Origin of the sequence: Tardiphaga robiniae (genome assembly GCF_001618955.1) — a bacterium.
GTDB lineage: Bacteria > Pseudomonadota > Alphaproteobacteria > Rhizobiales > Xanthobacteraceae > Tardiphaga > Tardiphaga robiniae_A.
On sequence record NZ_LVYV01000023.1, the window covers coordinates 131,596 to 147,664 of the forward strand.

Below are 16,069 nucleotides of genomic sequence, written 5' to 3' on the forward strand. Positions count from 1 at the left end.
AAGGCTTGGAATATATTCCTCAGTGGCGCCCGCAAAGTGCCTAGTGACACCGATGTCAGCTATTGGCGCAAAGCGGACATTCATTCGTAAACCCGAGTCCCTTGCGGAGGGTGTGTCATTGGTGCAGGCCGTGGTTGCAGATCACTGACACGCCCGATGCCTCCAGGCTCCGGATCTTTTCAACGGATTTGTGGCAGAGGTCAGCATTCCGCGTAAGCTCGGCCATTCGGGCTGTAGGGTGCAATGTGGACGTCCAGCCTTCCGTGCTGCTACTTGTTCGGTCGCATTCATCTCGATCGTTTGTCCGGGCCCCATTTCGCATGCAGAATTCCACTGGCCAGAGGAGACGGATGTCGCTGGCGGGCATCCGTCTCGACCGGGCTTCGTCAGTGGCATTGCCCCAGCAAATCGCGGCGCAGATGCGCGACGGGATTCTGCATGGGACGCTGCCGGCGGGCACCCAGTTTCTCGGTTCGCGGGAGATTGCGCGCGAGCTCGGTTGCTCGCGCATGGTGGTGCTGAGTGCCTGGGACATCCTCTACGCCGAAGGCTATCTGGAATCGATGCCGCGCGGCGGTGTCTCGGTCGCCGCAGTCAGCCGCAACGCGGCATCGCCGGCGGGCGTGTCTGCGGATACCTCTCGCATCGCCGGTCCCATCTCTCAGCGCTGGCAGTCGCTGATTGGCTTCACCTACGAGACCAATTGGGCGTCGGATTTCAGCCCCGGTGCGCCCGATATCTCGACCTTTCCGTTCGGCGACTGGGCTCGGTTGCTGCGCCAGACGTCGCTGCAACCCGACAAGGAGGAATGCCTCGATTTGTCCCCCGCCGGGCTTCCTGAGCTTCGGCGCGAGATCGCGGATTTCCTCGGCGCGGTACGTGGTCTCGTCTGCACGCCTGAGCAGATCGTCGTTACCTCGGGCACTTCCAGCGCGCTCGACCTGTGCAGCCGCATGATCCTCGATCATGGCGACGAAGTCTGGGTGGAGGAACCGGGCTTCGTGGAGGCGCAGTGGTCGCTGACGGCGGCGGGTGGTAAATTGGTGCCGATACCGGTGGACGACAAGGGGCTGTGCGTCACCGAGGGCATTCGCCGCGCGCCGAATGCGAAGCTGATCGTGGTGACGCCGTCGCATCAATATCCGCTCGGTGTCAGCATGGGGCTGGAGCGGCGGCTGGAATTGCTTGACTGGGCCAATCGCAACGACGTCTGGATTGTCGAGGACGACTACAATTCCGAGTTCCGGCATCAGGACAGTATGATCGCGTCGCTGAAATCTCTCGACCGCGAGCAGCGCGTGATCTATCTCGGCACCTTCTCCAAGATCATGATGCCGAGCTTGCGCTTGGGCTACATCGTCGCGCCGGAGCGTTTCGTCGAGATCTTCACGAAGGGCCGCGCGCGCATCGACGTGCACAGTTCCGGCATCGGTCAGCGCGCCCTCGCCGAATTCATGCGCGAGGGTCATCTGCTGCGCCATCTCCGCCGCATGCGAAAAGTTTATGCGGAGCGGCAGCAGGCCCTGATGGATGCGATCCGTCAGTATTTGCCTGATGATCTCACCGTCGCTCCCTGTGCAACCGGTCTTCATCTCGTCGCTCTGTTCACCGAGCGCCTGAAAGCGCGGATGAGCGATGTGGAGGCGGCACGGCTGTTGAAGCAAGGGGGTCTCCACGTGCAGCCGCTATCGCAGAATCATCTGGAGGCGCCGATTTATGCCGGCCTCGTATTGGGCTATGGTCGCCTCAAGCCCACCGATGCGACGCGTCTGATCGCGAAAATGGCGCAGATTCTCGGTGTGGAACCGTCTGCGGCAAAAAAATAATTCGATCCGCTATATGCGTTTCCCGGCAATGGCCGCGCGCCCGCGAATTGGTCAATCGTCGGCGGGTGACTCCCTTGCCGCCGCGCAGGCGCGATCTCGTCGAACCATCGATGGCGCGATAACGGCCGCACATCCTGCATCTGAATGGAGCGGCGCGCCGATGGGATCGTTGCTGCATTCGCGTGCAGGACTTGCACTGTAACCAAGCACCTTGGCACCTCGCTCGCGCGTTACCCTAATGTCCGGCAATCTGGCCTAGTCGTTTCCGGCGAGTCTGGCTCTATCCGGACGCGCGCGATGCGCCAAGATTTTGCAGAACGAGGTTCGACAGGGGACGGTGGCAGATGATGGCTGATCGCGGGCGTTTGTTGAGATTGACGGGCAGCGTGCTGCTGATGGCGCTCACGCCAGCGGCGGCACAGGCGCAGACGCGTGCGGAGACGCTGCGTCAGGTGACCGGTAACAATATCCCCACGCTGGACCCGACCACGCCGGGGGCGACGCGCGAGGCCTTTGGCGTCTCGACCAGCATCTATGACCGCCTTGTGGCCTTCGACCGCAAGCGCGACGAAAATGGCGTTTGGGTATTCGACCGCAGCAAGATCCGCGGCGAACTGGCCGAGAGCTATGAGGTCAGCCCGGACGGGCTGAAGATCACCTTCAAGCTGCGCGATACCAAGTGGCACGATGGCACGCCCGTCACTGCAGAAGACGTGAAATGGTCGCTCGATCGTGCCGTCACGGCCAAATCCATTGCCGCAGGGCAAATGGGCACGGGATCGCTGACCAAGGCCGAGCAGTTCGCAATTGTCGACGATCGCACGATCACCGTAACACTACCCAAAGCGGATCGTCTGGCGCTGGCCAATCTCGCCACGCCGCTCGCGCCGATCTTCAACAGCAAGCTCGCGAAGCAGCATGCGACTGCCGAGGATCCCTGGGCGCAGGAATGGCTGAAGACCAATACCGCCGGTTCGGGCGCCTATACGGTCGAGATGTTCAAGCCGGGCGAACAGTTGGTCCTGAAGCGCAACGAGAACTGGAAGAGCGGCCGTGACGGCAAGCTGCCTTACTTCAAGCGCGTCATCGAACAGACCATCGGCGATCCCGCTACGCGAGCCAATCTGATCGAGAAGGGCGATGCCGACATCGCCATCGATCTGCAGGCCAGCGACGTACCGTCGCTGCAGCAGCGCGGCAAGGTCAAGGTGGAGTCGTCACCGCAGACCAACGGCTTCACCATGATTGCCTTCAACACGCAAATGGCGCCGTTCGACAATCTCAAGGTCCGTCAGGCCATCGCCATGGCGCTGCCCTATAACGACATGTTCAGCGCAGCAATCTTCAAGCGTGGCTCTCCGCTGTTCGGTGCATCGTGGACGTCGCCGCCGAATGCCGACTTCCCGCAGCCGATGCCGGCGAAGACCGATATGGCCAAGGCCAAGCAGCTTCTGGCTGAAGCCGGTTTCGAGAAGGGCTTCAAGACCACTTTCAGCATCAATGTCGGCTCCGCCGCTGTCACCGAGCCGATGGCGGCGCTGCTGAAGGAGGCGCTGGCGAAGCTCAACATTGAGGTCGATGTGCAGAAGCTGCCGGACTCGCAGATGTCGACGCAGATCACCGAGAAGAAGCTGCCGTTCTTCACCGAAGGTTCCACCGCCTGGCTGCCGACCACCGATTATTTCTTCCGCAATTTCTTCGCCGGTAACCAGCGCTGGAATTACAGCTCCTGGAATGACGAGCTGGTGGTGAAACTGGCCAATCAGGCTCGGTTCGAGCAGGATCAGGCCAGGTATGACGAGATGGGCAAGCAGATGATCGCGGAATACGTCAAGGAAGTTCCGTTGGTGCTCTTGTGGCAGGCCAATCAGGACGCCGTGATGATCCCGCAACTTGATGGCTACACCTACTGGTTTCACCGCCAGGTCGACTTCCGCGATCTCGCCCGCAAGTAAGCGAAGACGAACGACCCGGCGATGTAGCCCTTGTGCTGCATCGCCGGCCCTGAACGAAAGCGGGACCAACGCGCGTGACGAATATCTGGGAAATCGGAACCGACATCGGTGGCACCTTCACCGATATCATCGCCATCCGGCGCGACACGTCAGAGACGCGGATCGCCAAGGTGCCGTCGCGCCCCCATGCGCCGGTGCAGGCGATGCTGGAAGCGATCGAGGCCGTGGGTCTGCGCAAGAGCGACGTGAAGCGCTTCATTCACGGCACCACCCGGATCACCAATGCGATCGTCGAGGAACGCCTGCCCAGGATCGCCCTGATCGCGACGAAGGGGTTCGAGGACGTTCTTGAGATTGCGCGCTATCGTCGCCGCGATCTCTATCGCCTGGATATCGCGCCAAAGGCCAAGGCGCTGGTGCCGCGTGAATTGTGTTTCGCGCTCGATGAGCGCCTCGATCACGAGGGCCAGGTGCTGAAGCCACTGGCCGAAGCCGAAATCAAGCGCCTGATCGCTTGGCTGAAGGAGACCGGCGTGGAAAGCGTCGCCGTCTCGCTGCTGCATGCCTATGCCAATCCCGTCCATGAGCAGATGCTGGCCGAGCGGTTGAAGGACATCGTGCCGCATGTCTCGCTGTCGCACGAGATCAATCCCGAAGCGCGCGAATATGAGCGCACGTCATCGACGGCGTTCAATGCAGCGGCGATGCCGATTGCGGTGGAATATCTGAGCGAGCTTGAAGAACGTCTGCCCATCGGTCCGGGCCTGCAGGTGTTTCACTCCGCCGGCGCGATGATCCCAATTTCAGCCGTCAAGCGACGCCCGCTGGTGATGGCGATGTCCGGCCCGGCCGCCGGCGTCGCGGCCTCGGTCAGCATCGCGCGCCAGCTCAAGAAATCCCGCGTGCTCACTTTCGATATGGGCGGCACGACGACCGACGTCTGTCTGATCGTCGATGGCCAGGCGGAGATGGCCGACGGCAAGATGCTTGGCGATCGCCCGCTACGTCAGCCGATGCTGGCGGTGCATTCCATCGGCGCCGGCGGTGGCTCCATCGTGCGCGCCGGTGCAGGCGGTCTGAGCGTCGGGCCGGAAAGTGCCGGCTCCGAGCCGGGCCCAGCCTGCTATGGCCGTGGCGGCACCAGGCCGACCATCACGGATGCCAATGCGCTGCTCGGCTATCTCAACCCCGAAACCAAGCTCGGCGACCGCATCGGCATCGATGTCGATGCCGCAGCCCGTGTCATCGAGCCGATCGCGCAGGGCCTCGGGCTCAGCCTTACCGAGACTGCGCTCGGCATCATCCGCGTGGCGAATGCCACCATGGCGCGGGCACTGCGCCGCGTGACAGTGGACCGCGGCATCGATGGCCGCGACTGCACGCTGCTGGCGTTTGGCGGCGGCGGCCCGATGCATGCGGCGGGCCTCGCCGAGCTCTACGGGATCACAGAGATCGTGGTGCCCGCTGCGTCCAGCGCCTTCTCCGCGCTGGGATGTCTGACCGCCGATTTCAGCTTCTTGCAGCAGCAGACTCTGCGCGTTGCGCTGGATAGCATCGATCCGGCCAAGGTCACGCAGCGTATCGAAGCGCTGGTCGAGCAGACCCTCGTGCCTCTGCTCGCCAATGCGATCCCGCGCGCGTCGATCCAGATCGAACTGGTCGCGCTGATGCGCTATGCCGCGCAGGCCGATGCGATCCCGGTGCCGTTCACGATGCCGCTCGATGCTGAAAAATTGCGGCAGGACTTTCTCATCAAGCATCGCGAGTTGTTCGGCTACGCGACCAACGAAAGCTGCGTGATCGAATCCGTACGCGCGCAGGCGCGGCAGCCCTCGACCACCGAAGTCAGTCGCCCGTCAACAGTGTTGCGCGCGGTGGTGGCCCCCAAGCGCCGCTGCTCATTCGATGGCGCTCTGGATGTGATGACCGATGTGATCGATCGCAGCGCCATGACCTCCGTCGTGACCGGTCCAGCGATCATCGAAGACGCGTGGTCCACCGTAGTCCTCCCGCCGCAATGGCAGGCGACGCCGGACAGCAACGGCAATCTCTATCTCGCGAAGGTGCTGTCATGAAGCTCGACCCGTTTGCCGTCGAAGTGATCCGCCATGGCCTGTCGGCCGCAGCGGAAGAGATGAGCCTGGTGATGACACGCTCGGCGCGCTCACCGCTGCTGCGCGAGGCCGGCGATCTGTCTTCGGCGATCACCGATGCGCAAGGCGAACTGATCGGGCAGGGCCGTGACATCCCCGTTCATCTCGGCGCCATGGCCTATACGATCCGCGAATTGCTGAAGGTCGTGCCGGCTGCGACGCTGAGCGAAAGCGATGTGCTGATCTACAATCTCGGCGCGCTCGGCGGCAATCACCTCAACGACGTCAAGGTCGTCCGTCCGGTGTTCTTCGAGGGTGATATCGTTGCCTTCGCCGTCAGCCTCGCGCATTGGCCCGATATCGGTGGCACATGGCCGGGGAGCTATCTTGCCAAGGCCATCGACACATTTCAAGAAGCACTGCGGATTCCGCCGATCAAAGTCGCCACCGCGGCGGGTGTCAGCGATGCCATCGTCCAGTTCCTCAAGGTGAATGTCCGCGATCCGGAATCCTGCGAGGGCGATCTGCTTGGCCAGATTGCTTGCACACTGGCCGGCGAAAAGCGCATCGTCGAATTGTGCAAGCAGCACGGCAAGGCAATGTTCGTGGCGGCGCTGTCGCGGCTGCACGATCTCTCCGAAGCCGAGATGCGCGAAGCCATTCTCGGGCTACCTGACGGCGTCTATGAAGGCGAGGATTTCCTCGATGACGGCGGCTCCAATGACGAGCCGGCGCGTATCCATGTCAAGATCACCATCAAGGGCGACGAGGCGACCTTCGATCTGTCCGGCAGTTGTGACCGGGTCTCGAATTTCTGCAACACGACGTCCTTCATCGCGAAATCCGCGGTGGCCTATAGCGCGCGCATCATGAGCGGGCGCGATATGCAGCAGAATGGTGGCGCGCTACGTCCGCTCACTATCATCACTCGGCCGGGCTCGATCTTTGAACCCGGTCACACCGCGCCGGTGGCGGCCGGTAATCACGAGACGTCGCTGCGCATCGTCGATGCGATCTTCCTGGCGATGCAGCACGTGATTTCGGAGCGGCTGTCGTCGGGCGGTGCCACCACGTCCGGCATGCTCTCTTTCGCCGAGCCGCGGCAGGATGGCTCCTGGAAGATGCTGTACGAGGTCCATGCCGGCGGCGAAGGCGCGCGGCACAACCGCGCCGGCTGCGCCGCGACCCGCGTGCACCTGGCCAACACCTCCAACACGCCGGCCGAGGCCATCGAGGCCAACTACAATATCCGGGTCGAGCAGCAGGCGATCCGCTGGGGCTCCGGCGGGGCAGGCGCCTATCCGGGCGGCGACGGTGTCGTGCGGAGCTACCGGATCCTTGCCCCCAGCATGCATCTGACCAGTTGTGTCGAGCGCAAGATTATTCCCCCGTTTGGTCTGAAGGGCGGCGCACCCGGCAAGACCGCACGCCTCACGCTCACGCGCGGCGGCGAGGTGATCGATGTCGAGGGCAAGTCGAACCTCGTGCTGCAACGGGACGATGTCATCACCATCGAGATGTGCGGCGGCGGCGGCTATGGCCACGCGTGATGCACCTCCGCAAGGACAAAAAGGATATTCGATGAGCAGACTTTTGCGGACGGGCCTCAATGCCGGCGATAGCGCGCCCCTGACCGTGGTTGGCGGCGAAGGCGTCTATTTCCACCTGCAGGATGGGCGTCGCCTGATCGACGGCAGTAACACCGGTGGCGGGCTCGGTCATCGCCACCCGAAAATGGTGGAAGCCATTCGCGCGGCGGCGGATACGCCGGTCGTCAACGAAGGCTGGACCTGGATCGGCCGCGAGAAAGCCGCCGATGATCTGATCAGCACCGCCTTCGCGGGCGAGGAGGACTGGGTCGGCGGCGTGCGCTTCTGCATCAGCGGCTCTGAGGCCAATGACATGGCACTGTCGCTCTGTCAGGCTCTGTCGCAGAAGACGGCATTGGCGACGCGCGAGCGCGCCTATCACGGCCTCGTCGGTCTGTCGCGCAGCATGACTGTGCAGCCGCACTGGCATGGTGGGCTCGCCGTGCAGGCCGGCGGTTCGCGTCTGCCGGCCCCGATGGCGCCGGTGAAGATCCTGCCTGCACCTGACGGGGCGATTTATGGCGCGCCGCTTAGCAACCAGCCGGTTAAAGACGTGCTCGCCGATGCTGGTACTGTTCTGGCGGACACTGCGGCGACCATCATCGACTACACGCAGGGCGGCAACTATTACGACGGCGACTATCAGGACGAAGTCGCTGATCACGCCGCGAAGGCGAATTCGATCTGGATCGCCGACGAAGTCGTCACCGGCGCCGGCCGCTCCGGCCGCTGGTTCGCGTTCCAGGGTGCCAAGAGCCGTCCGGATATCGTCACCATGGGCAAGTCGCTCGGCGGCGGCGCTGCGGCGGTCGCGGCCGTGATCGTGTCCAAGAAAATCGTCGAGCAGCTCAAGGGATCGAGCTGGCAGAACTACGGTACGCTGCGTGGCCATCCGATCAGCATGGCCGCCATCAGTGCCTATCTCAATGTGGTGACAGAAGAGGACATTCTGGCGCGCGTGCGCGCCATGGAAGCGTTCTTCACGAAACGTCTACTCGAAATCGCGCGTAACCATCCGAGCGTCAGCCGCGTTGCAGGCCAGGGCCTGCACTGGACCGTCGAACTGCACGGGCCCGACTGGCGTTCATGGGCTGCCGACACCATGGAAAATCCGATCGCCTCTCGTGTCGCCGCGCGGGCGATGGAAGCCGGTGCCGTGATCGGCACCAGCGGCGAGCAGACCTCGCTGTTCCTGGCGCCGCCGCTGATCATCAGCGAGCAGGATGCCGAGCGGTTGCTCGCAGCGCTCGACCACGGACTCGAACTTGCCGACCAGGAACATGCGCGTTCCGGCGGCCTCAACTGACACACGACAACAGAGACTTGAAGATGCAAGACGAACAGGACATCCGCGCCGTCATCGCCGGCTATTTCGATGCGCTGCATCACGGTGATGTCGCCGGTTTCCGTCGGGTGTTGCACCCGCAGGTGCGGCTGTCCTCAGCAACCGATGGCACGCTCGTCAATCTCGATCTCGAAACCTATATGGGCATGGTCGCGTCGCGGCCATCATCGGCGTCGCGGGGCGACCCGCGCGAGGACGAAATCGTGAGCGTGTCGGTGGCATCGCCGACAACGGCCCATGCCCGCGTCAAGGACATGTATCTGCCGAAGCGCTTCGTCAACGAACTCTCCTTCATCAAGATCGATGGCCGCTGGCAGATCATCGCCAAGGTCTGGCACTTCTTCGCCTGATTATTGCTGAAATGTACCTGTCAGGAGGCTTGCCGTGAGTGCCATCTCTCCGTTCTGGCCGCCCGGCGAACCGCACACTCTGCCGCTGCCGGAAGGCGTCCTCTACGACGCGCTGGTACGCGCGGCGACAGCACGGCCGGATCATCCGGCCACGCTTTTCTATGGCGGTGTTGTCACCTATGCGGAATTGTTGCGGCAGGTCGATGCGCTCGCCGGCTATCTGCAGAACATCTGCGGCGTGAAACGCGGCGACCGCGTCATGGTCGCGTTGCAGAATTCGCCGCAATATGTGATCGCGTATTACGCAGTCGTGCGGGCCGACGCCGTGATTGTGCCGATCAACCCGATGAACAAGACCGCCGAACTCGACTATATCGCGTCCGACAGCGGCGCGAGTGTGGCGATCATCGGCAGCGATCTCGTCGATGTTTTTGCACCGCTGCTTGGCAACACCATCAACAGCATCATCGTCGCGCACTATCGAGACTATGTGCCCGAGACATCGCCTTGCACGCTGCCAGCCTGCGTGACGCAAAACGGATCGTGCCCCACGGCGCCGGGTTGGCGCGCCTGGGACTATGTCATCGCGCGCAACGAGACGCCGTCGCCGATGACCGCGACGCCAGCCGATCTCTGCCTGTTCCCTTACACATCCGGCACGACAGGCAAGCCGAAGGCCTGCATGCATCTGCACTCGAGCGTGCTGTTCACGGCGGTGTTGCAAGCGCGCTGGTACCGGCTCGGTGGCGACGACGTGCTGACTGGCGTGCAGCCGTTTTTTCATGTGGCGGGCATGCAGGGCTCGATGAATGCGGCGATCTCGGTCGGCGCGACGCTGATGCTGATGGCGCGCTGGGATAAGGACCTGATCCCTGATCTGTTCGAGGCCCATGGCGTTACCTTCTGGAACGCGGCGCCGACCATGATCGTCGATGTACTCTCCAGCCCGACATTTCGCGAAGAATGTTTTGCAAAGCTCAAGGTCGTCACCGGAGGTGGCGCGGCGATGCCGGTGGCGGTGGCCGAGCGGTTGAAGACCCGCTTTAGCCTCGAATTCGTCGAAGGCTACGGCATGACCGAGACCATGTCGCCGACCCACATCAATCCGATGGAAGCGCCAAGGCGCCAGTGCCTCGGCATCGCCGTGCACCAGACCGACGCGCGGATCATCGATCCCGACACGCTGGCCGAGCTTGGCAATGACGAGATCGGCGAGATCGTCGTCAACGGCCCGCAGGTGCTCCAGAACTACTGGAACAAGCCCGAAGCGAACGAGACCTCCTTCGTCACGCTCGACGGCAAGCGCTTTCTACGCACCGGCGATCTCGGCTATCGCGACCGCGACGGCTATTTCTTTGCTGTCGATCGGCTGAAGCGGATGATCAATGTCAGTGGCTTCAAGGTGTGGCCGGCGGAAGTCGAGTCCATCATGTATGGCCATCCCGCCATCAAGGAGTGCTGCATCATCTCGACGCCGGACAGCTATCGCGGCGAGTCGGTGAAGGCGCTGGTGGTCCTGCATGATGCGGCCAAAGCGTCGATAACGGCAGACGACATCATCGGCTGGTCGCGCGGCGCCATGGCCAATTACAAGACGCCGCGCTCGGTGGTGCTGGTCGACAGTCTGCCGCGCTCGGAAAGCAATAAGATCAGCTGGCGGTCGCTGCAGGAAGCGGAGTGGATATGACGACAGCGACCTCGCCAGCGGCCGAGCTTGGTCCCGAAGGACAGTTCTGGGCCCATCTGCGCGCCGGCAGACTGATGATCCAGCGTTCGCGCTCGACCGGCGAATATGTGTTCTATCCGCGCCTGATCGCGCCGCACAGCGGAGCCGACGATCTCGAATTCGTCGAGGTCGGCGGCTTCGGCACGGTCTATTCGACCACCATTATGCGGCGGCCCGCGAAGCATGGCGGCGACCACAATGCTTGTGTCGTCGATCTCGACGAAGGCGTCCGCATGCTTAGCCGCGTCATCGAGTGCGCTCCGGAAGAGGTTCATATCGGCATGCGCGTGCAGGCGGTGATCGCACTGGTCGATTTCGGCGCCTATGCCAATAGCGAACAGCCCATCGTGCTGTTTCGTCCCGTGGGAGCCGCGCCATGACCGCATCCTCGTTGCGTGGCAAGAGCACCATCGTCGGTATCGGCACCTACGGCCTCGGCCGTGCGCCCGGTCTATCCTCGATGGATCTCATGGCGGGCGCCACTGCACGCGCGGTCGCCGATGCGGGTCTGCAGTTGAAAGACATCGACGGTATTTGCGGTGGCACGCTGTATCACATGTTCCCGACGCTCTCGATGGGTGAGTATCTCGGCATCCGCCCGAAATGGGCCTGCTCCGACATGACCGGCGGCTCGTCCTTCCTGTCGCATCTCCTGCAGGCGACCATGGCCATCGAGGCAGGGCTCTGCACCACGGTGCTGATCGCCTATGGCTCCAACCTCAAACAGGCCGGCACCTTCGGCATCCACGAACTGCCGACCTTCGAGAAAGTCTACGGCCTGATGTCGCCGCTGCCCGGCTACGCGATGTGCGCCGCGCGGCACATGTATGAATATGGCACCACGCGCGCGCAGATGGCGGAAGTTGCCGTGGCCGCGCGGCAATGGGCGCAGCTGCATCCCGATGCGACGATGAAGGCACCGCTGACCATCGACGACGTGCTCGCATCGCCACTGGTGGCCGATCCGCTCTCGCGGCTGGATTGCTGCCTGATGAGTGATGGTGGTGCGGCGGTCATCGTCACCAGTCCCGATCGTGCGAAAGCGCTGAAGCACAAGCCGGTCTATTTCCTCGGCGGCGCCGGCGCGAGCTGGAGCCGCGAGGTCTCGCAGATCCCGGATTTCTGTACGACGCCGACGGCTGAATGCGCGCCGCGCGCGTTCGAGATGGCGGGCATCACCACGACTGATGTAGATGTGTTGCAGCTCTACGACGCCTTCACCATCAATGTCATCATGTTCCTGGAAGATATGAGATTCTGCAAGAAAGGCGAGGGCGGCGCGTTTGTCTCCGGTGGTCGGATCGCGCCGGGTGGTGCTCTGCCGGTCAATACCAATGGCGGTGGATTGTCGTTTGCGCATCCAGGCATGTATGGGCTGTTCACGCTGATCGAAGCGACGGAGCAATTACGCGGCAATGCCGGCGCACGGCAGATCGCGGATGCCGAGATCGCGATCGCTCATGGCAATGGTTGCACCTTCTCGCATGAATTCACGGCCGTGCTTGGCGGCGCCAACACGCTGTAATGACAGATCTGTTGATGTCCATATTGTCCTAGGGATAACCGCTTGCGTTGGATTTCCGCTCACAAAGCGAGCGGGCAGGTTTGTCGTGAGCAAAAATATGTTCGCTGACGAGACAGTACCAATGGTACGAGGCGGATTTCGTCTAAAATTCATAGACGAGTAGTAACATCCGAGCATGCGGATACAGTATTCTGTATTTCGTTACCTTTGAAAAGTTCCACCAGATATCCGGTGGGGTTTGTCCATCAACCATGATTGCGCATCGTTGCTTACGGTTCAATTCCGAAGTCTGGAATGAAATTTGCAGCCGATTCGATGGTTGAGTTGAGTATCAGGAGGTAAAGATGGCGATGTTACACCGGCCTTGGACTGCCGACGAAATTGCAATGCTCCACCACTTGGCGGGAACCCTACCGCCGGAAGAAATAGCGAAGGAAATTGGGCGTACCCGAGCTGCCACCACAATCAAAGCCCACGAGCTACACCTGTCCCTAAGACGACCAAGCGCTGAGCGCCCAGGCAAGAGTTGGACGAAGAGCTCGGTTCTCGGCTAAGTCGTTAAACGCAGACCGCCATAAAGCTGGCATCGTGACATTGATCGACCGTTGGGCAATGCGTGACGCCCTCGGGTGAGTTATCGGTGCCACTTTGAGGATGGCCATAAAGGCGCAGCAGCCGGTCCTGAAGCGGCGCGATGAGGCGTGTAACTTGTCGTCTCAGCCAATCGTCGCGTCACTATGCTGTCGCACATCGATCGACTTATCGTCGCCGTCTACCTTGGAACGTTAATACGCATTCGTGCCGCAATACATTGACGGCCGCGCGAGTTTCCGATTTTGATCTAGAGCAGGCTCGTTTTATCCAAATCGCGAGATCCCGGGGCGCGCACGTCCGGCCCTGCCCAGCGGAACGCCTAAAGAACTGGCTCGTCGTTTGACGGCGGCCAGGGTGCGGTCCAGGTCTTGCGCGATCTCGAGATTGGATCGGCCCGCTATAGCCAGTTTCCTCAATCTCTGATCTTCCTCAACCGACCAAGCATTGTTCGATGGAACTGTCACGTTGACCCCTTGCTCGCGAAAGGCATTTACAATGAGTGGAAGCCCGTTGGAGAACTCGGATCGCTGATCATTGGACTCATGCAGAGGGTTCGACGGATATCATGACGATCCCATCAACATTGATAAGGAATACCATAGTCGGCTCATTAGACTCGGGAGCACGAAGATGTGCGTGCTCAAAGGCAGCGATCTCGCGTGGAGAGGCAGGGCGATATGCGAGACGGGAATGGGGGTAACAAATAGGCTCGCCATTGGTAGCCATCGACTCGAGATCTGTTCTAAGCAGATCATCGACGCAAATAGCACCGGCGACATCCGCATCGGGCGCGTCGAATACAAGCGTCGGTCTGCCGTCAATCTCAAGAACAAATACTTGAGCCGCTGTCATTCGAAGACGTGCCTCGTAACAAGAACTAGAAACTAAAAATCCAACAATGGAAAAATAGAATGAACCGCGTTGTTCTCTCTGGGCCGTGCCGCGGATTGATAAGTCAGTCGTTTTCGGTCAATCCAGGAATAGTCCGTGAAGGATAAGTCAGAATTCAACGCTCCGGTAAAGCTCCATCACTCGCTCTCGTCGATATGTTGATTTGATCCAGTCGGCGGCGCAGTTCCCCAAATCATGTCGATGGTTCTCGCAATCGAGGTGTCTCTCAATAATATCTGCCACATATTGTGGATCCATCGATGATAGGTGAGCAGCCGTTATTCCGTCGCAAGAGTAATCGCGTATTCCACCTACGGCATTTGCGATAACGGGCAAGCCTACCATCATAGCTTCGGCGACGACGATGCAGAATCCTTCCTCGTCACTCATATGGATAAAGAGATCATGATCCGCGGCATCGGCGTACCACTTATGTTTGAATCCAGCGAATTCGACCTGTTGGCCAATGCCGAGCTCGTTCGCCAATTGTTGAAACGCAGCTTTCATGGGTCCTTCGCCGTAAATGGTCAGAACGAGCGGGCGACCACGGTCGGCCAGAATTCGAATTGCCTTGAGCAGGAGATCGACGCGCTTTCGACTGACCAGGCGACCGGCGGTTACGATCCGCGCTGGGCCAGAGAGTTCGTAACAGCTCTTCAACGGGGCTTCATCGCTGGCAAGGAACAGCGGGACGACTTTCTCCTCACGTTGCCGCGGCTTGAAGTAAACGCGCGTTGCATTCAATGTCGTGGTGCAATCTGCCCAAACGCTGTCGACTCGACCGGAAGTCAGTCGTAGAAGCTTACTATATAGCGCGACGGCCGGTCCGCGCTCCAGTTCGGCAATGTGCTCGAAGGCGATGCACTTGACCTTGGGAAATGCATATAGGACGAGCCTGCCGATAATGTTCGCCTGTTTAAGCGACAAAATAACTGAATCTGGACGGAAGGTGGCGATGGTCCGGAACAGCAGATACATTCCAATAACGCAGCCGCGGATCGTCAGCTTTGGCGAAGCGCTGGCTTCGATAATGCGGTCTTCGCCCGCTAAAGCCCCGACTTCACGCCTGAGCTCGGCGGAACCTCTGTGCAGAATGATGACCCGGAAGTCGTAACCCTCGAAAAGGCCGTTCTCCAGCAGGCTGCGCAGCCCGATCTCGGCACCACCTCGCGTGAGGCCATTGATGAAGTAGATAACGCGGCGTTGCCCGGTCATGATCGGCTCGCGCGTGACAGCGTCAACTTTACGGCTCTCATGGCCGATTCACCGCCTAGATAGTGTAATGCGAGAGTCAGCCAGGCTCGCAGATTCAACGGGTTGAAATAGATCGCCGACGTCAGAAGATTCACGGCGTTCTCGCTGCGGCCGTCCAGCGCCTCCAGATTTCCGAGCTTTCGCGCTCGTTCGGATAGCCGCCTAGCTGCGTAACGAAGCAGACGTGGATCCTGAGCGGCGATATGAAGCGCCACGTAGGCGTGATGCTTCATCAGCTGGTTGCGTTTGGAGGTCACGGCCGATTCGTGAAGTCGCTTGTCGATCAGAGGGATCTTTACCGCTGCAACGCGACCTAGCCTTGTTGCACGGAAGAAAAATTCAGTGTCCTCGAACACTTCCAGCGTCGCGTCGAAGCCGCCAAGCTTGTCCCATAATGATCGCCGCATCAGCACCGTGGACGGGACGATGGGAGGGTCGTCCATGAAATACGCCAGGCTCTGATCGGACTGAAGGGTAAGATCAACGAGCGGGGCCACTTCGGGCGGCTTGCGATTGTCCGACCAGAATAATGAGAATGCAGTATAGACGAGCGCGGTCTCCGGCATGGCCTCAAAGACGGTAAGCTGCCGTTCGAGCTTGTCCGCTCGCCAGAGATCGTCCGCATCCAGGAAGGCGATATAGTCGCTGTCGGTGACGGCGACGCCGCGATTGCGGTTGAGCGACACGCCGCGTGTGCCCTGAATCTTGTCTGTGGCGACCGGCAAGATCGATATGCGGGGATCGCGCGCGGGGAGCTCCTGCAGGATCGCCTGGGTCTCCGCATCCGACCCGTCGTCGCAGATAACGATGTGGTCGATCAGGTCAGCGCGACTTTGCGCGAGCACGCTGGCAATGGCTGCATGCAGAAAAGGCCCCTCGTCAAAGCAGGTAACGATAACGGAAACACTCATACGATTACTC

General features: G+C 61.1%; 11 protein-coding genes. 9 read left to right on the forward strand and 2 right to left on the reverse strand.

The annotated features are described in order from the left end of the window. Nucleotides 1-62 precede the first annotated feature (62 nt). The 9 genes from A4A58_RS18190 (at nt 63) to A4A58_RS18230 (ending at nt 12,409) form a co-directional block, all read left to right on the forward strand. The gene (locus tag A4A58_RS18190) at nt 63-1,826 is read left to right on the forward strand and encodes a PLP-dependent aminotransferase family protein (RefSeq protein ID WP_244499799.1); all 1,764 of its coding nucleotides are present in this window, start codon (nt 63-65) and stop codon (nt 1,824-1,826) included. Nucleotides 1,827-2,173: 347 nt separating this feature from the next. Beyond that, complete coding sequence (locus A4A58_RS18195) at nt 2,174-3,781, forward strand: ABC transporter substrate-binding protein (RefSeq protein ID WP_068735345.1); 1,608 nt, start codon at nt 2,174-2,176, stop codon at nt 3,779-3,781. Between the two features lie 74 nt (nt 3,782-3,855). Beyond that, complete coding sequence (locus tag A4A58_RS18200; RefSeq protein ID WP_068734641.1) at nt 3,856-5,856, forward strand: hydantoinase/oxoprolinase family protein; 2,001 nt, start codon at nt 3,856-3,858, stop codon at nt 5,854-5,856. Continuing rightward, nucleotides 5,853-7,424 (forward strand): hydantoinase B/oxoprolinase family protein, encoded by a 1,572-nt coding sequence (locus A4A58_RS18205; protein ID WP_068734643.1) that lies wholly within the window; start codon nt 5,853-5,855, stop codon nt 7,422-7,424. Before A4A58_RS18200 ends, A4A58_RS18205 begins: the two co-directional genes overlap by 4 nt. 31 nt (nt 7,425-7,455) lie before the next feature. Next, on the forward strand, nt 7,456-8,769 hold the full coding sequence (locus A4A58_RS18210) for an aminotransferase class III-fold pyridoxal phosphate-dependent enzyme (RefSeq protein WP_068735347.1): 1,314 nt from the start codon (nt 7,456-7,458) through the stop codon (nt 8,767-8,769). Between the two features lie 23 nt (nt 8,770-8,792). Then, nucleotides 8,793-9,158, forward strand: a complete 366-nt coding sequence (locus tag A4A58_RS18215) for a nuclear transport factor 2 family protein (RefSeq protein WP_139069878.1) — start codon at nt 8,793-8,795, stop codon at nt 9,156-9,158. Nucleotides 9,159-9,192: 34 nt separating this feature from the next. Beyond that, nucleotides 9,193-10,845 carry a long-chain-fatty-acid--CoA ligase gene (locus A4A58_RS18220; protein ID WP_068734647.1) on the forward strand — a complete coding sequence of 551 codons (1,653 nt, stop codon included), beginning with the start codon at nt 9,193-9,195 and terminating at the stop codon, nt 10,843-10,845. Beyond that, nucleotides 10,842-11,264, forward strand: a complete 423-nt coding sequence (locus A4A58_RS18225; RefSeq protein ID WP_068734650.1) for a Zn-ribbon domain-containing OB-fold protein — start codon at nt 10,842-10,844, stop codon at nt 11,262-11,264. Before A4A58_RS18220 ends, A4A58_RS18225 begins: the two co-directional genes overlap by 4 nt. Then, on the forward strand, nt 11,261-12,409 hold the full coding sequence (locus A4A58_RS18230) for an acetyl-CoA acetyltransferase (protein WP_068734652.1): 1,149 nt from the start codon (nt 11,261-11,263) through the stop codon (nt 12,407-12,409). Before A4A58_RS18225 ends, A4A58_RS18230 begins: the two co-directional genes overlap by 4 nt. Nucleotides 12,410-14,002: 1,593 nt before the next feature. On the opposite strand, the gene A4A58_RS18240 is transcribed toward A4A58_RS18230, so the two are convergent. Then, complete coding sequence (locus tag A4A58_RS18240) at nt 14,003-15,109, reverse strand: glycosyltransferase (protein ID WP_068734656.1); 1,107 nt, start codon at nt 15,107-15,109, stop codon at nt 14,003-14,005. Continuing rightward, nucleotides 15,106-16,059: a glycosyltransferase family 2 protein gene (locus tag A4A58_RS18245; protein WP_068734658.1), complete on the reverse strand. Its 954-nt coding sequence runs from the start codon at nt 16,057-16,059 to the stop codon at nt 15,106-15,108. Before A4A58_RS18245 ends, A4A58_RS18240 begins: the two co-directional genes overlap by 4 nt. Nucleotides 16,060-16,069 lie beyond the last annotated feature (10 nt).

Bases quoted from the DNA above. Each gene is read 5' to 3' on its own strand.
- A4A58_RS18195 (WP_068735345.1), top strand. From the start codon at position 2,174: ATGGCTGATCGCGGGCGTTTGTTGAGATTGACGGGCAGCGTGCTGCTG.
- A4A58_RS18205 (WP_068734643.1), top strand. From the start codon at position 5,853: ATGAAGCTCGACCCGTTTGCCGTCGAAGTGATCCGCCATGGCCTGTCG.
- A4A58_RS18210 (WP_068735347.1), top strand. From the start codon at position 7,456: ATGAGCAGACTTTTGCGGACGGGCCTCAATGCCGGCGATAGCGCGCCC.
- A4A58_RS18215 (WP_139069878.1), top strand. From the start codon at position 8,793: ATGCAAGACGAACAGGACATCCGCGCCGTCATCGCCGGCTATTTCGAT.
- A4A58_RS18225 (WP_068734650.1), top strand. From the start codon at position 10,842: ATGACGACAGCGACCTCGCCAGCGGCCGAGCTTGGTCCCGAAGGACAG.
- A4A58_RS18230 (WP_068734652.1), top strand. From the start codon at position 11,261: ATGACCGCATCCTCGTTGCGTGGCAAGAGCACCATCGTCGGTATCGGC.
- A4A58_RS18240 (WP_068734656.1), bottom strand. From the start codon at position 15,109: ATGACCGGGCAACGCCGCGTTATCTACTTCATCAATGGCCTCACGCGA.
- A4A58_RS18245 (WP_068734658.1), bottom strand. From the start codon at position 16,059: ATGAGTGTTTCCGTTATCGTTACCTGCTTTGACGAGGGGCCTTTTCTG.